This window comes from Variovorax sp. 01T432 (genome assembly GCF_056398605.1).
Genome location: NZ_JBFTPS010000023.1, coordinates 70,156 through 84,524, shown reverse-complemented (window position 1 = coordinate 84,524; position 14,369 = coordinate 70,156). Strand labels below are relative to the sequence as shown.

Below are 14,369 nucleotides of genomic sequence, written 5' to 3'. Positions count from 1 at the left end.
CCGGTCGGAATCGGGAGGTTCAGAACTGGCCATGGCGGCCGGCTCCGCCGAGGAAACGAGCGGCTCCCGCTGCGCCTTCGGCCAGGACGATCGGCACGCCGAGACGGCCTTCCTGTCTGAGCGCTTCCGCCAGCGGCAGGTTCCACTGGTTGTAGGCCGACGCGCGATCGGCCAGCATGCATTGCTGGGGAAAGGCCGCGAGTTCGTGCGCCAGTTGTTCTGCCGCGCGGCGCGCATCCCCATCGGGCACGACGCGGTTCACGAGGCCCATGGCGAGCGCTTCGTCGGCGGCGACGGCTCGGCCGGTCAAAATCAGGTCGAGCGCCCGGGCCATGCCGACGATGCGAGGCAGCCGCACGGTGCCGCCGTCGATCAAGGGCACGCCCCAACGGCGGCAGAACACGCCGAACACCGCGCCGGCCTCGGCCACGCGCAGGTCGGCCAGCAGGGCGAGTTCGAGGCCGCCCGCCACGGCATGGCCGCTGACGGCGGCTATCAGCGGCTTGGAAAGCGCCATGCGGCTCGGGCCCATCGGCCCTGCACCGGCGCCTTCGGGGTCGAGTTCGTTGCGCCGGGCCGGATCGCCGAGGGCGCCGAGATCGGCACCGGCGCAGAACACGCCATGATCGCCCCAAAGCACCGCCACCCGCTGGCTGCCGTCGGCCTCGAAGCGCTCGAAGGCCTCGCGCAATCGGTTGGCCATCTCGCGGTCTACCGCGTTGCGCTGCCGTGGGCGGCTCATGACGATGGTGCTGACCGGACCATCGATGTCGGTGCGGACGGAGGTTGTCATGGCGACAAGCGTACGCAAAAAAGGCTCCGCGCGGGAGCCTTCCTTGGGAGCGCGAGTCGCTTAGACCCGCTTGCGATATTCGCCGGTGCGCGTGTCGATTTCGATGCGGTCACCCTGGGCGACGAAAAGCGGCACGCCCACTTCGAAACCGGTGGAGATCTTGGCCGGCTTCATGACCTTGCCCGAAGTGTCGCCCTTGACGGCCGGCTCGGTCCAGGTGATTTCGCGCTCGACGCTGGTGGGCAGTTCGACCGAAATGGCCTTGCCGTCGTAGAACACCACTTCGACGGGCATGCCGTCGTCGAGGTAGTTCAGGGCGTCGCCCATGTTCTCGGCTTCGACTTCGTACTGGTTGAACTCGGTGTCCATGCAGACATACATCGGGTCGGCGAAGTAGGAATAGGTGCACTCCTTCTTCTCGAGCACGATCTGGTCGATCTTGTCGTCGGCCTTGAACACGACTTCGGTGTTGAAGTTGGCGATCAGGCTCTTGAGCTTCATGCGCACGGTGGCGGAATTGCGGCCGCCGCGGCTGTACTCGGTCTTGAGGACGACCATCGGGTCTTTGCCGTGCATGATCACGTTGCCGGCGCGGATTTCTTGAGCGATTTTCATAAACAGGGTCTCTGGATGTTGGCCGCTCGGTGCGTCTGCAAGCCTATACGCATGTTCAGGTACGTTCAAGCTCAATGGCGCATTCACCGCGGCGGGTTCAGCGGAAGGTGCGGCTGACGGGGTGAAACCCGGCCGGAAATCCGCAAAGCCTGCTATTTTAGCTTTTTTGGCCGATGAATCGCCGAAGCCGGGTCACAAGATCGTCCTGGACGCGGAGCCGATCACGGGCGGCAAGCACCGCGGCGTGCCAGGATTCGAGCGTCGGCGCATCGAGTACCGGCAATGCGCCCTCGGCCATGCCGTTCCAGCGGTGATGAAAGTCGCGCATCGTCCGAGGGGCGTCCAGCCAGTCCAGGAAAGCGTTGAGCTTGACGTGGTGGGCATCGTCGTCCTGCTCGTAGATCTGCCAGACGAAAGGCGCGCCGGCCCATAGAGCGCGGGCCAATGAGTCTTCTCCGCGCACGAAATTCAGGTCACAGGACCAAAGGAGGTGGTCGAAGTCCTGCTGCGGCATGTACGGCAGCCAAACGATCGAAAGTGCGCCGCGCTGCGCCCGACCCGGCGGCAAGGCGCGGGTTGCGCGCCCGGCGGTCACCAGCAGTCGGGATGGCTGCTCCGCCCCCTCAAGCTGCGCGAGCAGGGCCTCGAGGGCCGGCGGCTCGTAGCAGAAGAGTGAAATGAGGCGCTCCCCACCCCAGGCGATGCCCTGCCTCTTGAGCCAGGCGCCGCGATCGAAGCTTGCGCGGCGTGCCAGGAGATCGGTTTCTCGCAGCAGACCGCCCGTCGCGTCGGTAAATCCCGGGTAGAAGAAGTGCTTTGTCAAGCCGCTCCCCGGTCCTCGGAATACCGGCGAGGGCAAGCCGTGCAGTCGTTCGACGTACGGTTCGGCCGAAAGATATTCCAGGTTCAGCCACGCGCGGCTGCCCGCTTGCCCGGCAAAGCGTGCGACGGCTTCCGGCGCGGGATCGCAGCCGAAGGCCTCGATCAGCACGTCGGGTGCCGCGGCGGCAGCTGCGTGCGTTCCGGCGGTCGCTTCTTCCCAGGCGATGACCGTGACGCCATGGCAACCTCCCGGCGCCATCCATGCCAGGGCCGCGGGGTCGTCGACCCACAGCCGCACGGTTTCGCCCCGCGCCGCCAGTCCGCAGGCGAGCCGCCAGCAAACGCCCAGGTCGCCGTGGTTGTCGATCACCCTGCAGAAAATGTCCCATCGCATCGCGAGATACTCTACAGCTCAATCTTCGCAGCGCCACGAGACAGCGTCCCTCCGAGCCGATCATGTTCATGGCGCCGGCACAATAGAAGCGATGTCTGAAACGCATTCCGATCAGCTGCTCAGCGAAGTAGCAGCATTGCCGCAATTGCCTGGCGTCTATCGCTATTTCGACGCGGCGGGGGGGGTTCTCTACGTGGGCAAGGCGCGCAATCTCAAGAAGCGCGTGGCCAACTATTTCCAGAAGAACCATGGCGGTACGCGCATCGGCCACATGATCTCGAAGATCGTGCGCATGGAGACCACAGTGGTGCGCTCCGAGGCGGAGGCGCTCTTGCTCGAGAACAACCTGATCAAGACGCTCAAGCCGCGCTACAACATCCTGTTTCGCGACGACAAGAGCTATCCGTATCTCAAGATCGCGTCGCATGCCTTCCCTCGGCTGGCCTACTATCGCGGCGCGGTCGATCGAAAGCATCGCTACTTCGGGCCTTACCCCAGCGCGTGGGCGGTGAAGGAATCGATCCAGCTGCTGCAGAAGGTCTTCAAGCTGCGCACCTGCGAAGACACGGTGTACAGCAACCGCACGCGGCCCTGCCTGCTCTACCAGATCAAGCGCTGCAGCGGACCCTGCGTGGGCTATATCACGCCTGAAGACTATGCGCACGACGTGGCCAATGCGGAGGCGTTCCTGATGGGCGACACGCAGGCCGTGCTCACCCATCTCGAGGCGCGCATGATGAGCCATGCCGAGAAGCTGGAATTCGAGCAGGCGGCCGAATTGCGCAACCAGATGTCGGCGCTGTCGCGCGTGCTGCACCAGCAGTCGATCGAGATTGCATCGGACAAGGACGTCGACATCCTGGCGGTGAAGGTGCAGGGGGGCAAGGCCTGCGTCAACCTGGCGATGGTGCGAGGGGGGCGCCATCTGGGGGATCGAGCCTACTTCCCGGTCCATGTGGAGGATGCGGCGCAGATCCAGAATGGCGAGTTTGACGCGGAAGAAGAGGGCGCGGAGGCGCCCCACGCTTCCGTCGAGGTGCAGGTACTCGAGGCTTTCATCGCCCAGCACTATATGGACGTGCCCGTCCCGGCCACGCTCGTCCTGAGCGAGCTCGTGGGGCGCGAGCTGATCGAGGCTGTGTCGCAGCAGGCCGGCACACGCATCACAGCTGTCTTCCAGCCGCGGGAGCAGCGTCGGCACTGGCTCGAAATGGCGCTCACGAACGCCGGCCTGCAACTCGCGCGCTTGCTGGCCGAAGAAGGGTCGCAGCAGGCGCGCACCCGAGCGCTGGTCGACGCGCTCGAACTGGCACCAGATGATCTCGACAACTTCCGCGTCGAATGCTTCGACATCTCGCACACCGCGGGCGAGGCGACCCAGGCTTCCTGCGTGGTGTTCGAGCACCACGCGATGCAGAACCGGGAGTACCGACGCTACAACATCGAGGACATCACGCCGGGTGACGACTACGCGGCGATGCGCCAGGTGCTCCATCGCCGTTACGGCAAGCTGGCGGAGGCGATGGCTGCGGAAACCGATGCACCGCCCGCGGGTGATGCGGGCGGCGCGGGCATGGACGCTGCGCCGAAGACCCGCGGCGCGCGCATGCCGGAACTCGTGTTGGTCGATGGAGGCAAGGGCCAGGTGTCGATGGCGCGCGAGGTGTTCAGCGAACTGGGCTTGCCGCTGTCGTTGATCGTCGGCGTCGAGAAGGGCGAGGGGCGCAAGGTCGGACTCGAAGAGCTCGTTTTCGCCGATGGCCGTGACAAGGTCTACCTCGGCCGCGATTCCGCGGCGCTCATGCTGGTGGCGCAGATCCGCGACGAGGCCCATCGCTTCGCCATCACCGGCATGCGCGCCAAGCGGGCCAAGATCCGCGTGGGAGGGAGCCAACTCGAAGACATCCCCGGGATCGGCCCGAAACGCCGCGCGCGCTTGCTGCAACGGTTCGGCGGAATTCGTGGCGTCGCGGCGGCCAGCGTGGAAGACATCGCTTCGGTCGATGGCATCGCGCTCGATCTCGCCGAAGAGATCTATCGCGCATTGCATTGAGCATACCGCCAGGCTTCCCGCACTTCGTGTCGGTTCGCCTACCCCCTTTCAGGGGGCAATACCGGCAGGGCCGACGAAGCCGATTCCGCGGTATCCGTGGAAATGAACTGGCCAGAGTGCCGGTGCCTCCACGCGGGAGCGACCGCGGAACCGGCTCCGCCGGTCCGCCGGCCGCGCCCCCTTGAGGGGGAAGGCGGCTACGCGAAGCGAGCAAGCCTGGGAGCGGGCCATATACTCGTCGCAATGTTCTGGACGCTCCCTACGATCATGACCTGGACGCGCATCGTCGCGATCCCGTTGATCGTGGGCGTGTTTTACCTGCCCATCGCGGAGCCGATGCGCAACCTCACCGCCACGGTGATGTTCATCCTGTTCGCGGCAACCGACTGGCTCGATGGCTTTCTGGCGCGCAGACTCAATCAGACTTCTGCCTTCGGTGCCTTTCTTGATCCGGTCGCCGACAAGTTCCTCGTCTGCGCGTCGCTCCTGGTTCTGGTTCACCTGAACCGGGCCGACGTCTTCGTGGCGCTGATCATCATCGGGCGCGAGATCGCCATCTCCGCCCTGCGCGAATGGATGGCCCAGATCGGCGCCGGCAAGAGCGTCGCGGTGCACATGATCGGCAAGATCAAGACCGTGGTGCAAATGGTCGCGATCCCGTTCCTGCTCTTCAACGGCATGCTGTTCGGTGCGATCGACACCGGGGCCTGGGGCCAGTGGCTGATCTGGATATCCGCCGTTCTCACCGTCTGGTCGATGGTCTACTACCTGCAAAAAGCCATTCCGGAGATCCGGGCACGCGCGAAATGAGCGCCGACGCCCGTTCGACGGGCTGGATGCGAGCCATGCCGGCGGTCTTCGTGCTGATCTGGAGCACCGGCTTCATCGTGGCGCGCTATGGCATGCCCTTCGCGCCGCCGCTCAAGTTCCTGGCGGTGCGCTATGCGCTCACCTTGATGTGCTTTGTGCTGTGGGTGCAGGCGGCGGGGGTGGCCTGGCCGCGCAAGCGCGCGCAGTGGGGACATCTCGCAGTGTTGGGCATCCTCATGCAGGCTGGGTACCTCGGCGGTGTCTGGGCGGCCGTGAAGGCTGGCATGGGCTCCGGGCTGGTCGCATTGCTCGTCGGCATCCAGCCGGTACTCACGGCACTGTGGATGTCAATGCATGGCGGTTCGGCCACGCGCCGACAGTGGGCGGGATTGATGCTTGGGTTCGCGGGGTTGGTGCTGGTTGTCTCGCGCAAGCTGGGGCAGGGCGGTGAAGTCAGTGTCCTGACGATGGGGTTGGCGCTGATGGCGCTCTTTTCGATGACGGGCGGCACGCTCTACCAGAAGCGCTTCCTCGAACCCTGCGATGTGCGCAGCGCGAGCGCGGTGCAGATCGCCGCGGCCTTGTTCGTGACGCTGCCGTTCGCGGCGTTCGAGCCCGAGAGCATCCAATGGAATCTGGCTTCGGGCGGGGCGATGGCCTGGTCTGTACTCGTCCTTTCGTTGGGCGGCAGTTCGTTGCTCTACCTGCTCATTCAGCGCGGTACGGCGACGGCCGTGACAAGCCTGCTCTATCTCGTGCCGCCATGCACGGCCGTCATGGCGTGGTTGTTGTTCGCCGAGCCGATCACCGCTCTCTCATTGGCGGGAATCGCGATGACGGCGCTGGGCGTGAGTCTGGTCGTGCGCGGCGGGCGCTGATGCCGTTCAGCGCGGATGCCGGCCATCGGCCTTCCAGGGTTCGCCGCGAAACTGGCTGCGGGAGCACACGCACCAGTTCTCCCGATGCGAGCCGAGGTGCGATGTCCCAGAGGCTACGCAGCATGATGCCGTGGCCGGCCAGGCATCAGTCCCGGACCATTTCCCCTCAGTTGCTCGACAGCGCACCGCGCACGCGGACGCGCGCCGTACCGCCATCCTTCACGTGGCGGAGGGTCCAGGGCGTTGCCATTGCTGCCATATGGGAAAGTATGAATTGGCTGATTGTTGCTTGATGAGGATCTGCGCGCAACGCACAATCGCCGCGTGCTTGAATCCTTCTCCACCTTCGACCTCTTCCGCAATGGCGTGCGGATGCATGGCCGAATCGGTGGTCACGGCGCGCCGCTGCTGCTGCTTCACGGTCATCCCCAGACGCATGCGATCTGGCATTGCACGGCGCCGGCGCTGGCTGCGCATTTCACGGTCGTCATGCTCGATCTGCGCGGATATGGCGATTCGGGGCGCCCGGCGGGTGATGGAGGCCATGTGCTCTACAGCAAGCGCGAAATGGCGCTCGATGCACTGGCGGTCATGCAGCACCACGGCTTCGATCGTTTCGGTGTGCTGGCCCATGATCGAGGCGCGCGCGTTGCGCACCGACTCGCGGCGGACCACCCGGCGGCGGTGCAGCGCCTGATGCTGCTCGACATCGCGCCGACGCTCGAAATGTACGAGCAGACTTCGGAAGCTTTTGCGCGCGCCTACTGGCATTGGTTCTTCCTGATCCAGCCGCCGCCGCTGCCGGAGGCGCTCATCGAAACCGATCCGGTGCGTTATGTGCGCAGCGTCATGGGAGGGCGGCACGCGGGCCTCGCGCCCTTTGCGCCGGAGGCGATGGCCGAGTACGAGCGTTGTGCAGCGATCGAGGGCACGGCTCATGCCATCTGCGAAGACTACCGGGCCTCGGCCACCATCGATCTCGAGCATGACCGCAGCGACATCGCGGCCGGCCGCAAGCTCGCGCAGCCGCTGCGCGTCCTGTGGGGTGAGCATGGTGTTGTGGGGCGATGCTTCGACGTGCTGGCGCAATGGAGCCGACGTGCCGATGACGTGTCGGGCCGGCCGTTGCCCTGCGGCCACTATATTCCCGAGGAGGCGCCGCTTCATCTGCTGGCCGAGGCGCTGCCTTTTTTCAACGCTACCCCTTGAGGATCGAGACATGAGCACCCAACGAATCGCAGTCATTGCCGGCGACGGCATCGGCAAGGAAACCATGCCGGAGGGATTGCGAGTGCTCGACGCCGCGGCGCGCAAGTTTGGCATCGAGCTGCATTTCGACCATTTCGATTTCTCGAGCTGGGACTACTACGAAAGGCACGGGAAGATGCTGCCCGACAACTGGAGGGAGCAGATCGGAGGCCACGACGCCATCTATTTCGGCGCCGTCGGTTGGCCCGAGAAGATTCCGGATCACGTGTCGCTTTGGGGCTCACTCCTGTTGTTTCGCCGCGAGTTCGATCAGTACATCAATCTGCGGCCGGCTCGGCTGATGCCAGGCATCGTGGCGCCGGTGGTGCGGCGCGACGGCACGCCGCGCCAGCCGGGCGAGATCGACATGTACATCGTGCGCGAGAACACGGAGGGCGAGTACTCCAGCATCGGCGGGCGCATGTACGAAGGGACGCAGCGCGAGATCGTCGTGCAGGAAACGGTGATGTCGCGCATCGGCGTGGATCGCGTGCTCAAGTTTGCCTTCGAGCTTGCGCAGTCGCGGCCCAAGAAGCACCTGACCAGTGCGACCAAGTCCAACGGCATCTCGATCACGATGCCGTACTGGGACGAGCGCGTCGCCGAGATGGCGAAGAGCTATCCGGGTGTCAAGCTCGACAAGTTCCATATCGACATCCTGACCGCGCACTTCGTCCAGCGTCCCGACTTCTTCGACGTGGTGGTCGCGAGCAATCTGTTCGGCGACATCCTCTCCGACCTGGGCCCTGCATGCACCGGCACGATCGGGATCGCGCCCAGCGCCAACCTCAACCCGCAAAGAACCACGCCATCGTTGTTCGAGCCCGTGCACGGCTCGGCACCGGACATCGCAGGGCGGGGCATCGCCAACCCGATCGGCCAGATCTGGTGCGGCGCGATGATGCTGGAGTTTCTGGGCCACAAAGCCGCGCACGATGCAATCCTGGCGGCGATCGAGAAGGTGCTGGCGCCTTCCAGCGGCGCGCCGCGCACGCCGGACATCGGTGGAACGGGGAGTACTTCAGACCTCGGCAAGGTGATCGCGCAGGCTCTTTGAAAAAAGACTTCGCAAAACGCCACTAAAATCGCGGTCCTCACTTCGTCRTGCGGGTGAGTGTCATATTGACACCCCGTAGACCAGTGGTTGTAATCCTTGTCGGCAGTGCGCTGCCGGCGCGTCAGAATTGCCACCCTTCTCCCTACCCAACCTCATGGCACGGGCCATGGGGATGGGATCGTTCTGACGTCACCGACCAACAATTTTTCCTGCAAGGGGCCCTTGTGAACAAAACCGAACTGATTGAGCACATCGCAAAGAACGCCGACATTTCCAAAGCCGCTGCCACGCGCGCACTCGAATCGACCATCGGCGCCATTCGGACAACGCTCAAGAAAGGCGGCTCCGTGTCGCTCGTCGGTTTCGGTACTTTTGCGGTCGGCAAGCGTGCGGCCAGGACCGGGCGCAATCCACGCACCGGCGACGCGATTAAAATCAAGGCCGCCAAGATCCCGAAGTTTCGTCCAGGCAAGGCGTTGAAAGACGCGTTGAACTGAGACACTGTTTTCCGGTGGGGTGCTTAGCTCAGCTGGTAGAGCGGCGCCCTTACAAGGCGTAGGTCGGGGGTTCGAACCCCTCAGCACCCACCACCCGAAGCAAAGGCGAACAAGTTGTTCGCCTTTTTTGTTGCTGTCCCGTCATCCGTCACAGAGAGTGTTCAAGCATGTTTGACTCCTTCCGCAAGTACAACAAGATCATCATGGTGCTCTTGTTCTTGCTGATCATCCCGTCGTTCATTTTGTTCGGCGTCGATCGCTACCAGGGGGGTGGCCGAGGTGAGAAGGTCGCGCGCGTCGCGGGTAACGACATCACGCGGCCGGAGTGGGATGCGCAGCACCGCAACGAGGTGGACAGAATCCGTCAGCAGGCGCCCAACGTCGACCCGGCCTTGCTGGATTCGGACGCCGCGCGCTACACCACGCTGGAGCGCATGGTGCGTGATCGCGTGTTGACGGCTGCGGCTGCGAAATCCAACATGACCGTGTCCGAGGAGCGGCTCGCGCGCCTATTTGCAGAAGACACAGGGCTCGCGTCTTTCCGAACCGCCGATGGAAAGTTCGATCGTGAAGCATTCATGCGCGCGACCGGTCGGACACCCGAGCAGTACGAGGCTTCGGTGCGCTCCGATCTGGCGACTCAGCAGGTGCTGCTCGGCGTTTCGGGGACGGCATTCGCCACCGCGGCGCAGACGGCGGTGGCGCTCAACGCTTTCTATGATCGCCGCGAAGTCCAGATTGCGCGTTTCAAAGCTGGCGACTTTGCGTCGAAGGTCAGCATCAACGATGCTGACCTCCAGGCCTACTACAAAGACCATACTGCGCAGTTCCAGGAGCCAGAGAAAGCCAGCATTGAATACCTGGTGCTCGACCTGGACGCGGCCAAGAAGAACATCGCGGTCAGCGAGGCCGACCTCAGGAGCTACTACGACCAGAACACGGCACGATTCGGCTCCAAGGAAGAACGACGCGCAAGCCATATTCTGATTGCGGCGCCAGCGAGCGCGCCGGCTGCCGAGCGCGAGAAGGCACGGGCAAAGGCGCAGGAGATTCTGGCCGAGGTGAGGAAGGCGCCCGCCACTTTCGCTGACGTGGCGCGCAAGAACTCGCAAGATCCCGGCTCTGCGGAGAAGGGCGGCGACCTCGATTTCGTGACGCGCGGCGCGATGGTCAAGCCCTTCGAGGATGCGATGTTCGCGCTGAAGAAGGGCGAGATCAGCGATGTCGTCGAAACCGAGTTCGGCTATCACATCATCCAGCTCAACGACATCAAGCCAGCCGTGGTGCCACCTTTCGAGAAAGTGCGAGCTTCCATTGAGAACGAGGTGCGTGGGCAGCAAGCCACGCAGGAGTTCGCCAAGGCCGCCGAAACCTTCACCGACCTCGTCTACCAGCAGCCAGACAGTCTGAAGCCGGCGGCCGACAAGTTGAAGCTTGCGATCCAGACTGCGAGCAACGTTGGGCGGCTCCCGGCGCAGGGCGCTACGGGTGCGCTGGCGAGCCGTAACTTCTTGAACGCGCTCTTCGCAGCGGATTCGCTGGAGCGTAAGCACAACACCGAAGCCATCGAGGTGGGACCGAACCAGCTCGCATCGGGGCGCTTGGTTCAGTATTCGGCAGCGCGAGTGCAATCATTTGATGAGGTCAAGGACAAGGTACGTGCCCAGCTTGTCGCCGAGCGCGCGGCCTCGCTTGCCAAGGCGGAAGGCGAGGCGAAGCTCGCGGCATGGAAATCGAGTGCGCCTGAGGCTGCCTTCGGCCCTTCGCTCACCATTTCTCGGCTCGAAACGCAGTCGCAGCCGGCACCTGTCATCGAAGGCGCCCTGCGCGCGGATACCAGCAAGCTTCCCGCCCTGGTTGGCGTGAATCTCGGCGCGGAGGGATATGCCGTGGTTCGCATCAGCAAGGTGGTGCCCCGCACGCCACCGGCTGCCGATGCTGCCCGGCAGGAGACCGAGCAGTTCGCTCAGGCGGTTGGTGCGGCCGAGAGCGTGGCGTACTACAACTTGCTGAAAGACAAGTTCAAGGCAGAAATTCTGGTGCCAAGGCCTGCGGATTCGCTCCCGGGCGGAGGAAGGTAGATTTTTGACGCTACAATTGCAAGCTAAGTGGTGGCTGTAGCTCAGCTGGTAGAGTCCCAGATTGTGATTCTGGTCGTCGTGGGTTCGAGTCCCATCAGCCACCCCACTGTCTATAAGCCTCTGCTGCTATCGAAACGATAGCGCCAGAGGGCCAAAATCCCCAAAACGGGAATATCATAGCGCCGCTCGGCGGACCTCCCTTGTGCGATCGTAGACACTCGCGGTGGTCGCCGGGTCAGCGTGCAATTCGGGCAAATTGCCAAACTTCAATTTGAAGTACGTGGTGTAGTGCCCGCGAAGATCGTGAAACGTAAAGCGATCTTCAATGATCTTTTCTTCAATTGCCTTTGCCATTAGGCGCGCCCACATTGCTTTGAAGCCGGACTCCGAATAAGGGTTGCCGGTGCGCGGCGCGCGGAATACGGCGCCCATAGGCGAGTAGCCCGGCAATGCACGCATGCGGTCAATGACCTCCTGAAGTGCGGTGCTCACGCAAACCAATTCCCGCTTGCTCTTGTTACCCCGCTGCTTGGCTCGCTGCAAGCGCACAACCTCGTCGTCGACCTGGGGCCAGTGCAGCTTCAGGAACTCCGCGCGGCGGTTCCCGGCCAGGGCCGCGAACTGTGCCATCGACACCAGAACGACCGCGCTGGGCCCCTGCTGTAGCGCCCACGCAACAAAGGCATCAAGTTCCTTCTGCTCCACCAGGCGCTCGCGCGGCTCTTCGGGGTTGCGCCGGACCTCCTTGCAGGGGTTGCGGTCGATGTCGCCCAGCTCGACGGCCAGATTGAACAGGTTGGAGAGCAGCGCGACCTCGCGATTCGCCACGATCGGCGCTTCGGCGCGGTGGACGCGCAGGTACCTCGCAATGTCCCGCGGCTTGACGAGGGAGACAAAGCCTTTCTCGAAAACCTTGGCGAGCTCCTTCCAGTTGTCGCGGTACTGCGCCTTCGTGCTCTCGGCAAGGCGCTTCCACTCCGGGCGGTCTTGGTACAGGCGCCACAGGCGCCCGAAGGTGCCTTCGTCGCTCGACTGAATCCCGGCGATCGCCAGCACGCGGCGCAGCGCCGCGCCCTTGTCCTGGCCGAGATTGATCGGCTTTCCATTGATCGGCTTGTAGCGGTAGGTGACGCTGCCGTCCTTGCGAGGGCGGGCCTCCATGCGGGGGAGCAGCCCGAGGGCTGACTGGCGATCGCGATGTCTCATGCGGTTTTGCTCCAGTTCAGACCGTTCGCGGCCGGCTCGCTGGGGTCGCGTTGCGTAGGGTATCCCAGTGCCTTCTTCATGGCGTCCCGGCCGACGATGAGGGAGCCGTCGGCGGGCCGGCGCTCGAAGGGTACCTGCATGCGCTTGAGGGCGCGCGCCTGGGCACTGAACTTTTGCAGGCCGGTGATTTCCTGAATCTCCTCGCGGGAGAGGGTCAGCGGCTCAGGCATGGGTCGCCCCTTTCCGTGCATCGCGCTCGGCTGTGTCACCGACAGGAAAGCAACTGCTCAAGGCCGCGACGATTTCGTTGTGCCGGTTGGCTTTGTGGCGCGCGGTTTCGCGCGAGAGATACCCGCTGGCGTCGTCTTCCTCTGCCCGGGCTCGCAGGTAGGCGCGATAGTGCTCCAGGCGCAGCATGCGCAAGATGAGCTGGTGGCTCGCGAGCGGCTGGACCGTTACGACTTGGCCCTCGGCGTGCGCGCGAGCGATGAGATCTGAGGTGGCTTGTTCGAGGCTCATGAGCGTTCCTTCTGCGCGGCAGCGCGCGCGATGTTGAGCTTGGTCATCATTTCGATCGAACCGCCTTGAACTGGGTACCCCCGCGCGCTGATACTTTGGTCAACCAACCACCGGAGGGCGCCATGGCACTGGAACGCCTGCATCACGAACTGCTCAGCTTCTTGAAAGATGAGGGCGCCACGGAGTTCTTGATCAGAGCGTGGGAGGACGCCTGGTACAGCGCAGTTGCGCTGCCCGGCGAACCGCTGCCTTGCCCTGTGTGCTTTCTTGATGGGCGGGTAGAGCGCCTTGTGCCGTTGCTCAGCGTCCGTGACCTGGGGACGGCACGTTGCGAAGCCTGTAAGACGGCGTTCGAATTTGATGGTGGATGACGTCATTCACCGGTGCCTTTCTCAGGTTCTGGTTGTGGATCCAACACTGACACCGCCCAGCGCAGGGCCGACAGTTCGGCCTTGTCGAAACTCAGGTGCTTGTCGGGGTTGGCCGCGATTCGTCCTTCCAGATGGTCAGCGCGGCGGCGCAGCATTCGCAGGCGCCGCTCGCGCTTCCTCTCTGGCGTCGTGCCAGTGGTCATGGGCTAGGCCTTGCCAGTCAGGACCGTGTAGCCGCTCTGCTCGGCGACCTGGGCGACGTAGCCCTTGAAGGCGTCCTCGATGGCGTTCTCGGGGCGCTCCAGCTCGTAGGTGAATTGCACCTTGCCGCTGTGCAGGCGGTACTTCAGGCGGGCCGTGAGCTTGTAGCCGCCGCCGTTCTTGAACAGGCGCAGGCCCAGCGTGAAGGTCTTCGGGATCTTGAATTCCCCGTTGGCGCCGGCCGTGGCGTCGATCGTCTCGTTGTAGACGAGCTGGGTTTGGCCGTCTTGCAGGCGCTTCGCGCTGGAGAAGTTGATGCCGCTCGTTGCCTGAATGGTGGTGGCCACCGTCAGCAGGTTCTTCGCATCCTCGCCTTGCAGGTCGGCGAAGTTGTCCTCGATGAACTCTGCGAACTCGGTCTGACCGAAAGCCACGCCGTCCTTTTCGATCCAGCGCTTGGCCTCGGGCGTGAGTTCCGCCTTGAACGTTGCGCGATGGTCGCGCCAGCCGGCGCCGGCCTTGGTGTCGTTGAAGACCGCCGTCAGGGTGCGGCTGTCGGTGTCGGCGTAGATGTAGCCGGTCGACTGCGCGGCCTGATCGGCGCAGTAGGACAGCAGGCTCGCGACGTCGCCGAGCACGATGGTGCCCTTCTTGCGGTAGGGCGCGGCCTCGGCCTTCTCCACCGCTGCGGTGAGGTCGAGCAGCTGGTAGCGCTCGGGCACCACGACGTGCTGGGTCTTCTCAATCACCTTCGTGGCGAGGCCTGCGGCGGTCAGGCCGGAGACGATTTGCGCGGTTGCGCTGTTGATGGCGTCGGACATGGA

General features: G+C 64.0%; 16 protein-coding genes, 2 tRNA genes and 1 pseudogene. 10 read left to right on the top strand and 9 right to left on the bottom strand.

Annotated elements, in window-relative coordinates; all coding sequences use genetic code 11:
- Nucleotides 1–19 precede the first annotated feature (19 nt).
- The 3 genes from AC1DNF_RS18560 to earP all read right to left on the bottom strand — a co-directional run bounded on the left by AC1DNF_RS18560 (nt 20) and on the right by earP (nt 2,624).
- Nucleotides 20–793 carry a crotonase/enoyl-CoA hydratase family protein gene (locus AC1DNF_RS18560; protein ID WP_478150077.1) on the bottom strand — a complete coding sequence of 258 codons (774 nt, stop codon included), beginning with the start codon at nt 791–793 and terminating at the stop codon, nt 20–22.
- A 60-nt stretch (nt 794–853) separates the two neighbouring features.
- Nucleotides 854–1,408 (bottom strand): elongation factor P, encoded by a 555-nt coding sequence (efp, locus tag AC1DNF_RS18555; RefSeq protein WP_214693349.1) that lies wholly within the window; start codon nt 1,406–1,408, stop codon nt 854–856.
- 157 nt (nt 1,409–1,565) lie between these two features.
- Nucleotides 1,566–2,624 carry an elongation factor P maturation arginine rhamnosyltransferase EarP gene (gene earP / locus AC1DNF_RS18550; protein ID WP_478150076.1) on the bottom strand — a complete coding sequence of 353 codons (1,059 nt, stop codon included), beginning with the start codon at nt 2,622–2,624 and terminating at the stop codon, nt 1,566–1,568.
- 91 nt (nt 2,625–2,715) lie between these two features.
- On the opposite strand from earP, the gene uvrC reads away from it, so the two are divergent.
- The 3 genes from uvrC to AC1DNF_RS18535 all read left to right on the top strand — a co-directional run bounded on the left by uvrC (nt 2,716) and on the right by AC1DNF_RS18535 (nt 6,365).
- The gene (gene uvrC, locus AC1DNF_RS18545) at nt 2,716–4,677 is read left to right on the top strand and encodes an excinuclease ABC subunit UvrC (RefSeq protein ID WP_478150075.1); all 1,962 of its coding nucleotides are present in this window, start codon (nt 2,716–2,718) and stop codon (nt 4,675–4,677) included.
- 243 nt (nt 4,678–4,920) lie between these two features.
- A complete protein-coding gene (gene pgsA / locus AC1DNF_RS18540; RefSeq protein ID WP_478150098.1) occupies nt 4,921–5,487 on the top strand; it encodes a CDP-diacylglycerol--glycerol-3-phosphate 3-phosphatidyltransferase in 567 nt (188 codons plus the stop codon).
- Nucleotides 5,484–6,365, top strand: a complete 882-nt coding sequence (locus tag AC1DNF_RS18535; protein WP_478150074.1) for a DMT family transporter — start codon at nt 5,484–5,486, stop codon at nt 6,363–6,365. Before pgsA ends, AC1DNF_RS18535 begins: the two co-directional genes overlap by 4 nt.
- On the opposite strand, the pseudogene AC1DNF_RS18530 reads toward AC1DNF_RS18535, so the two are convergent.
- Nucleotides 6,292–6,603, bottom strand: a pseudogene (locus AC1DNF_RS18530) (LysR substrate-binding domain-containing protein); the annotation flags it as partial. The gene AC1DNF_RS18535 and the pseudogene AC1DNF_RS18530 overlap by 74 nt on opposite strands.
- Nucleotides 6,604–6,737: 134 nt before the next feature.
- On the opposite strand from AC1DNF_RS18530, the gene AC1DNF_RS18525 reads away from it, so the two are divergent.
- From AC1DNF_RS18525 to AC1DNF_RS18500, 6 genes are all read left to right on the top strand, one after another.
- Nucleotides 6,738–7,574 carry an alpha/beta fold hydrolase gene (locus AC1DNF_RS18525; protein ID WP_478150097.1) on the top strand — a complete coding sequence of 279 codons (837 nt, stop codon included), beginning with the start codon at nt 6,738–6,740 and terminating at the stop codon, nt 7,572–7,574.
- Between the two features lie 10 nt (nt 7,575–7,584).
- Entirely contained in the window at nt 7,585–8,670 is a 1,086-nt protein-coding gene (locus tag AC1DNF_RS18520; RefSeq protein WP_478150073.1) for a tartrate dehydrogenase, read from the top strand.
- A 224-nt stretch (nt 8,671–8,894) separates the two neighbouring features.
- Nucleotides 8,895–9,167 (top strand): HU family DNA-binding protein, encoded by a 273-nt coding sequence (locus tag AC1DNF_RS18515; RefSeq protein ID WP_007830705.1) that lies wholly within the window; start codon nt 8,895–8,897, stop codon nt 9,165–9,167.
- Between the two features lie 17 nt (nt 9,168–9,184).
- Nucleotides 9,185–9,260: transfer RNA gene (locus AC1DNF_RS18510), tRNA-Val, on the top strand.
- A 74-nt stretch (nt 9,261–9,334) separates the two neighbouring features.
- The gene (locus AC1DNF_RS18505) at nt 9,335–11,248 is read left to right on the top strand and encodes a SurA N-terminal domain-containing protein (RefSeq protein WP_478150072.1); all 1,914 of its coding nucleotides are present in this window, start codon (nt 9,335–9,337) and stop codon (nt 11,246–11,248) included.
- A gap of 30 nt (nt 11,249–11,278) precedes the next feature.
- A tRNA-His gene (locus tag AC1DNF_RS18500) sits at nt 11,279–11,354 on the top strand.
- A gap of 68 nt (nt 11,355–11,422) precedes the next feature.
- Here the strand turns inward: AC1DNF_RS18500 and AC1DNF_RS18495 are convergent.
- The 3 genes from AC1DNF_RS18495 to AC1DNF_RS18485 are packed head-to-tail and all read right to left on the bottom strand — an operon-like array spanning nt 11,423 to nt 12,973.
- Entirely contained in the window at nt 11,423–12,454 is a 1,032-nt protein-coding gene (locus AC1DNF_RS18495) for a tyrosine-type recombinase/integrase (RefSeq protein ID WP_478150071.1), read from the bottom strand.
- Entirely contained in the window at nt 12,451–12,684 is a 234-nt protein-coding gene (locus AC1DNF_RS18490) for a DUF4224 domain-containing protein (RefSeq protein ID WP_478150070.1), read from the bottom strand. The genes AC1DNF_RS18495 and AC1DNF_RS18490 overlap by 4 nt, the downstream gene beginning before the upstream one ends.
- The gene (locus AC1DNF_RS18485; RefSeq protein ID WP_478150069.1) at nt 12,677–12,973 is read right to left on the bottom strand and encodes a hypothetical protein; all 297 of its coding nucleotides are present in this window, start codon (nt 12,971–12,973) and stop codon (nt 12,677–12,679) included. The genes AC1DNF_RS18490 and AC1DNF_RS18485 overlap by 8 nt, the downstream gene beginning before the upstream one ends.
- Nucleotides 12,974–13,095: 122 nt before the next feature.
- Between AC1DNF_RS18485 and AC1DNF_RS18480 the strand changes: the two genes are divergently transcribed.
- Nucleotides 13,096–13,344, top strand: coding sequence for a hypothetical protein (locus AC1DNF_RS18480; protein WP_478150068.1), 249 nt, complete (start codon nt 13,096–13,098; stop codon nt 13,342–13,344).
- Nucleotides 13,345–13,346: 2 nt separating this feature from the next.
- On the opposite strand, the gene AC1DNF_RS18475 is transcribed toward AC1DNF_RS18480, so the two are convergent.
- Entirely contained in the window at nt 13,347–13,547 is a 201-nt protein-coding gene (locus AC1DNF_RS18475; RefSeq protein ID WP_478150067.1) for a hypothetical protein, read from the bottom strand.
- A 3-nt stretch (nt 13,548–13,550) separates the two neighbouring features.
- Entirely contained in the window at nt 13,551–14,366 is an 816-nt protein-coding gene (locus AC1DNF_RS18470; RefSeq protein WP_478150066.1) for a DUF2303 family protein, read from the bottom strand.
- Nucleotides 14,367–14,369 lie beyond the last annotated feature (3 nt).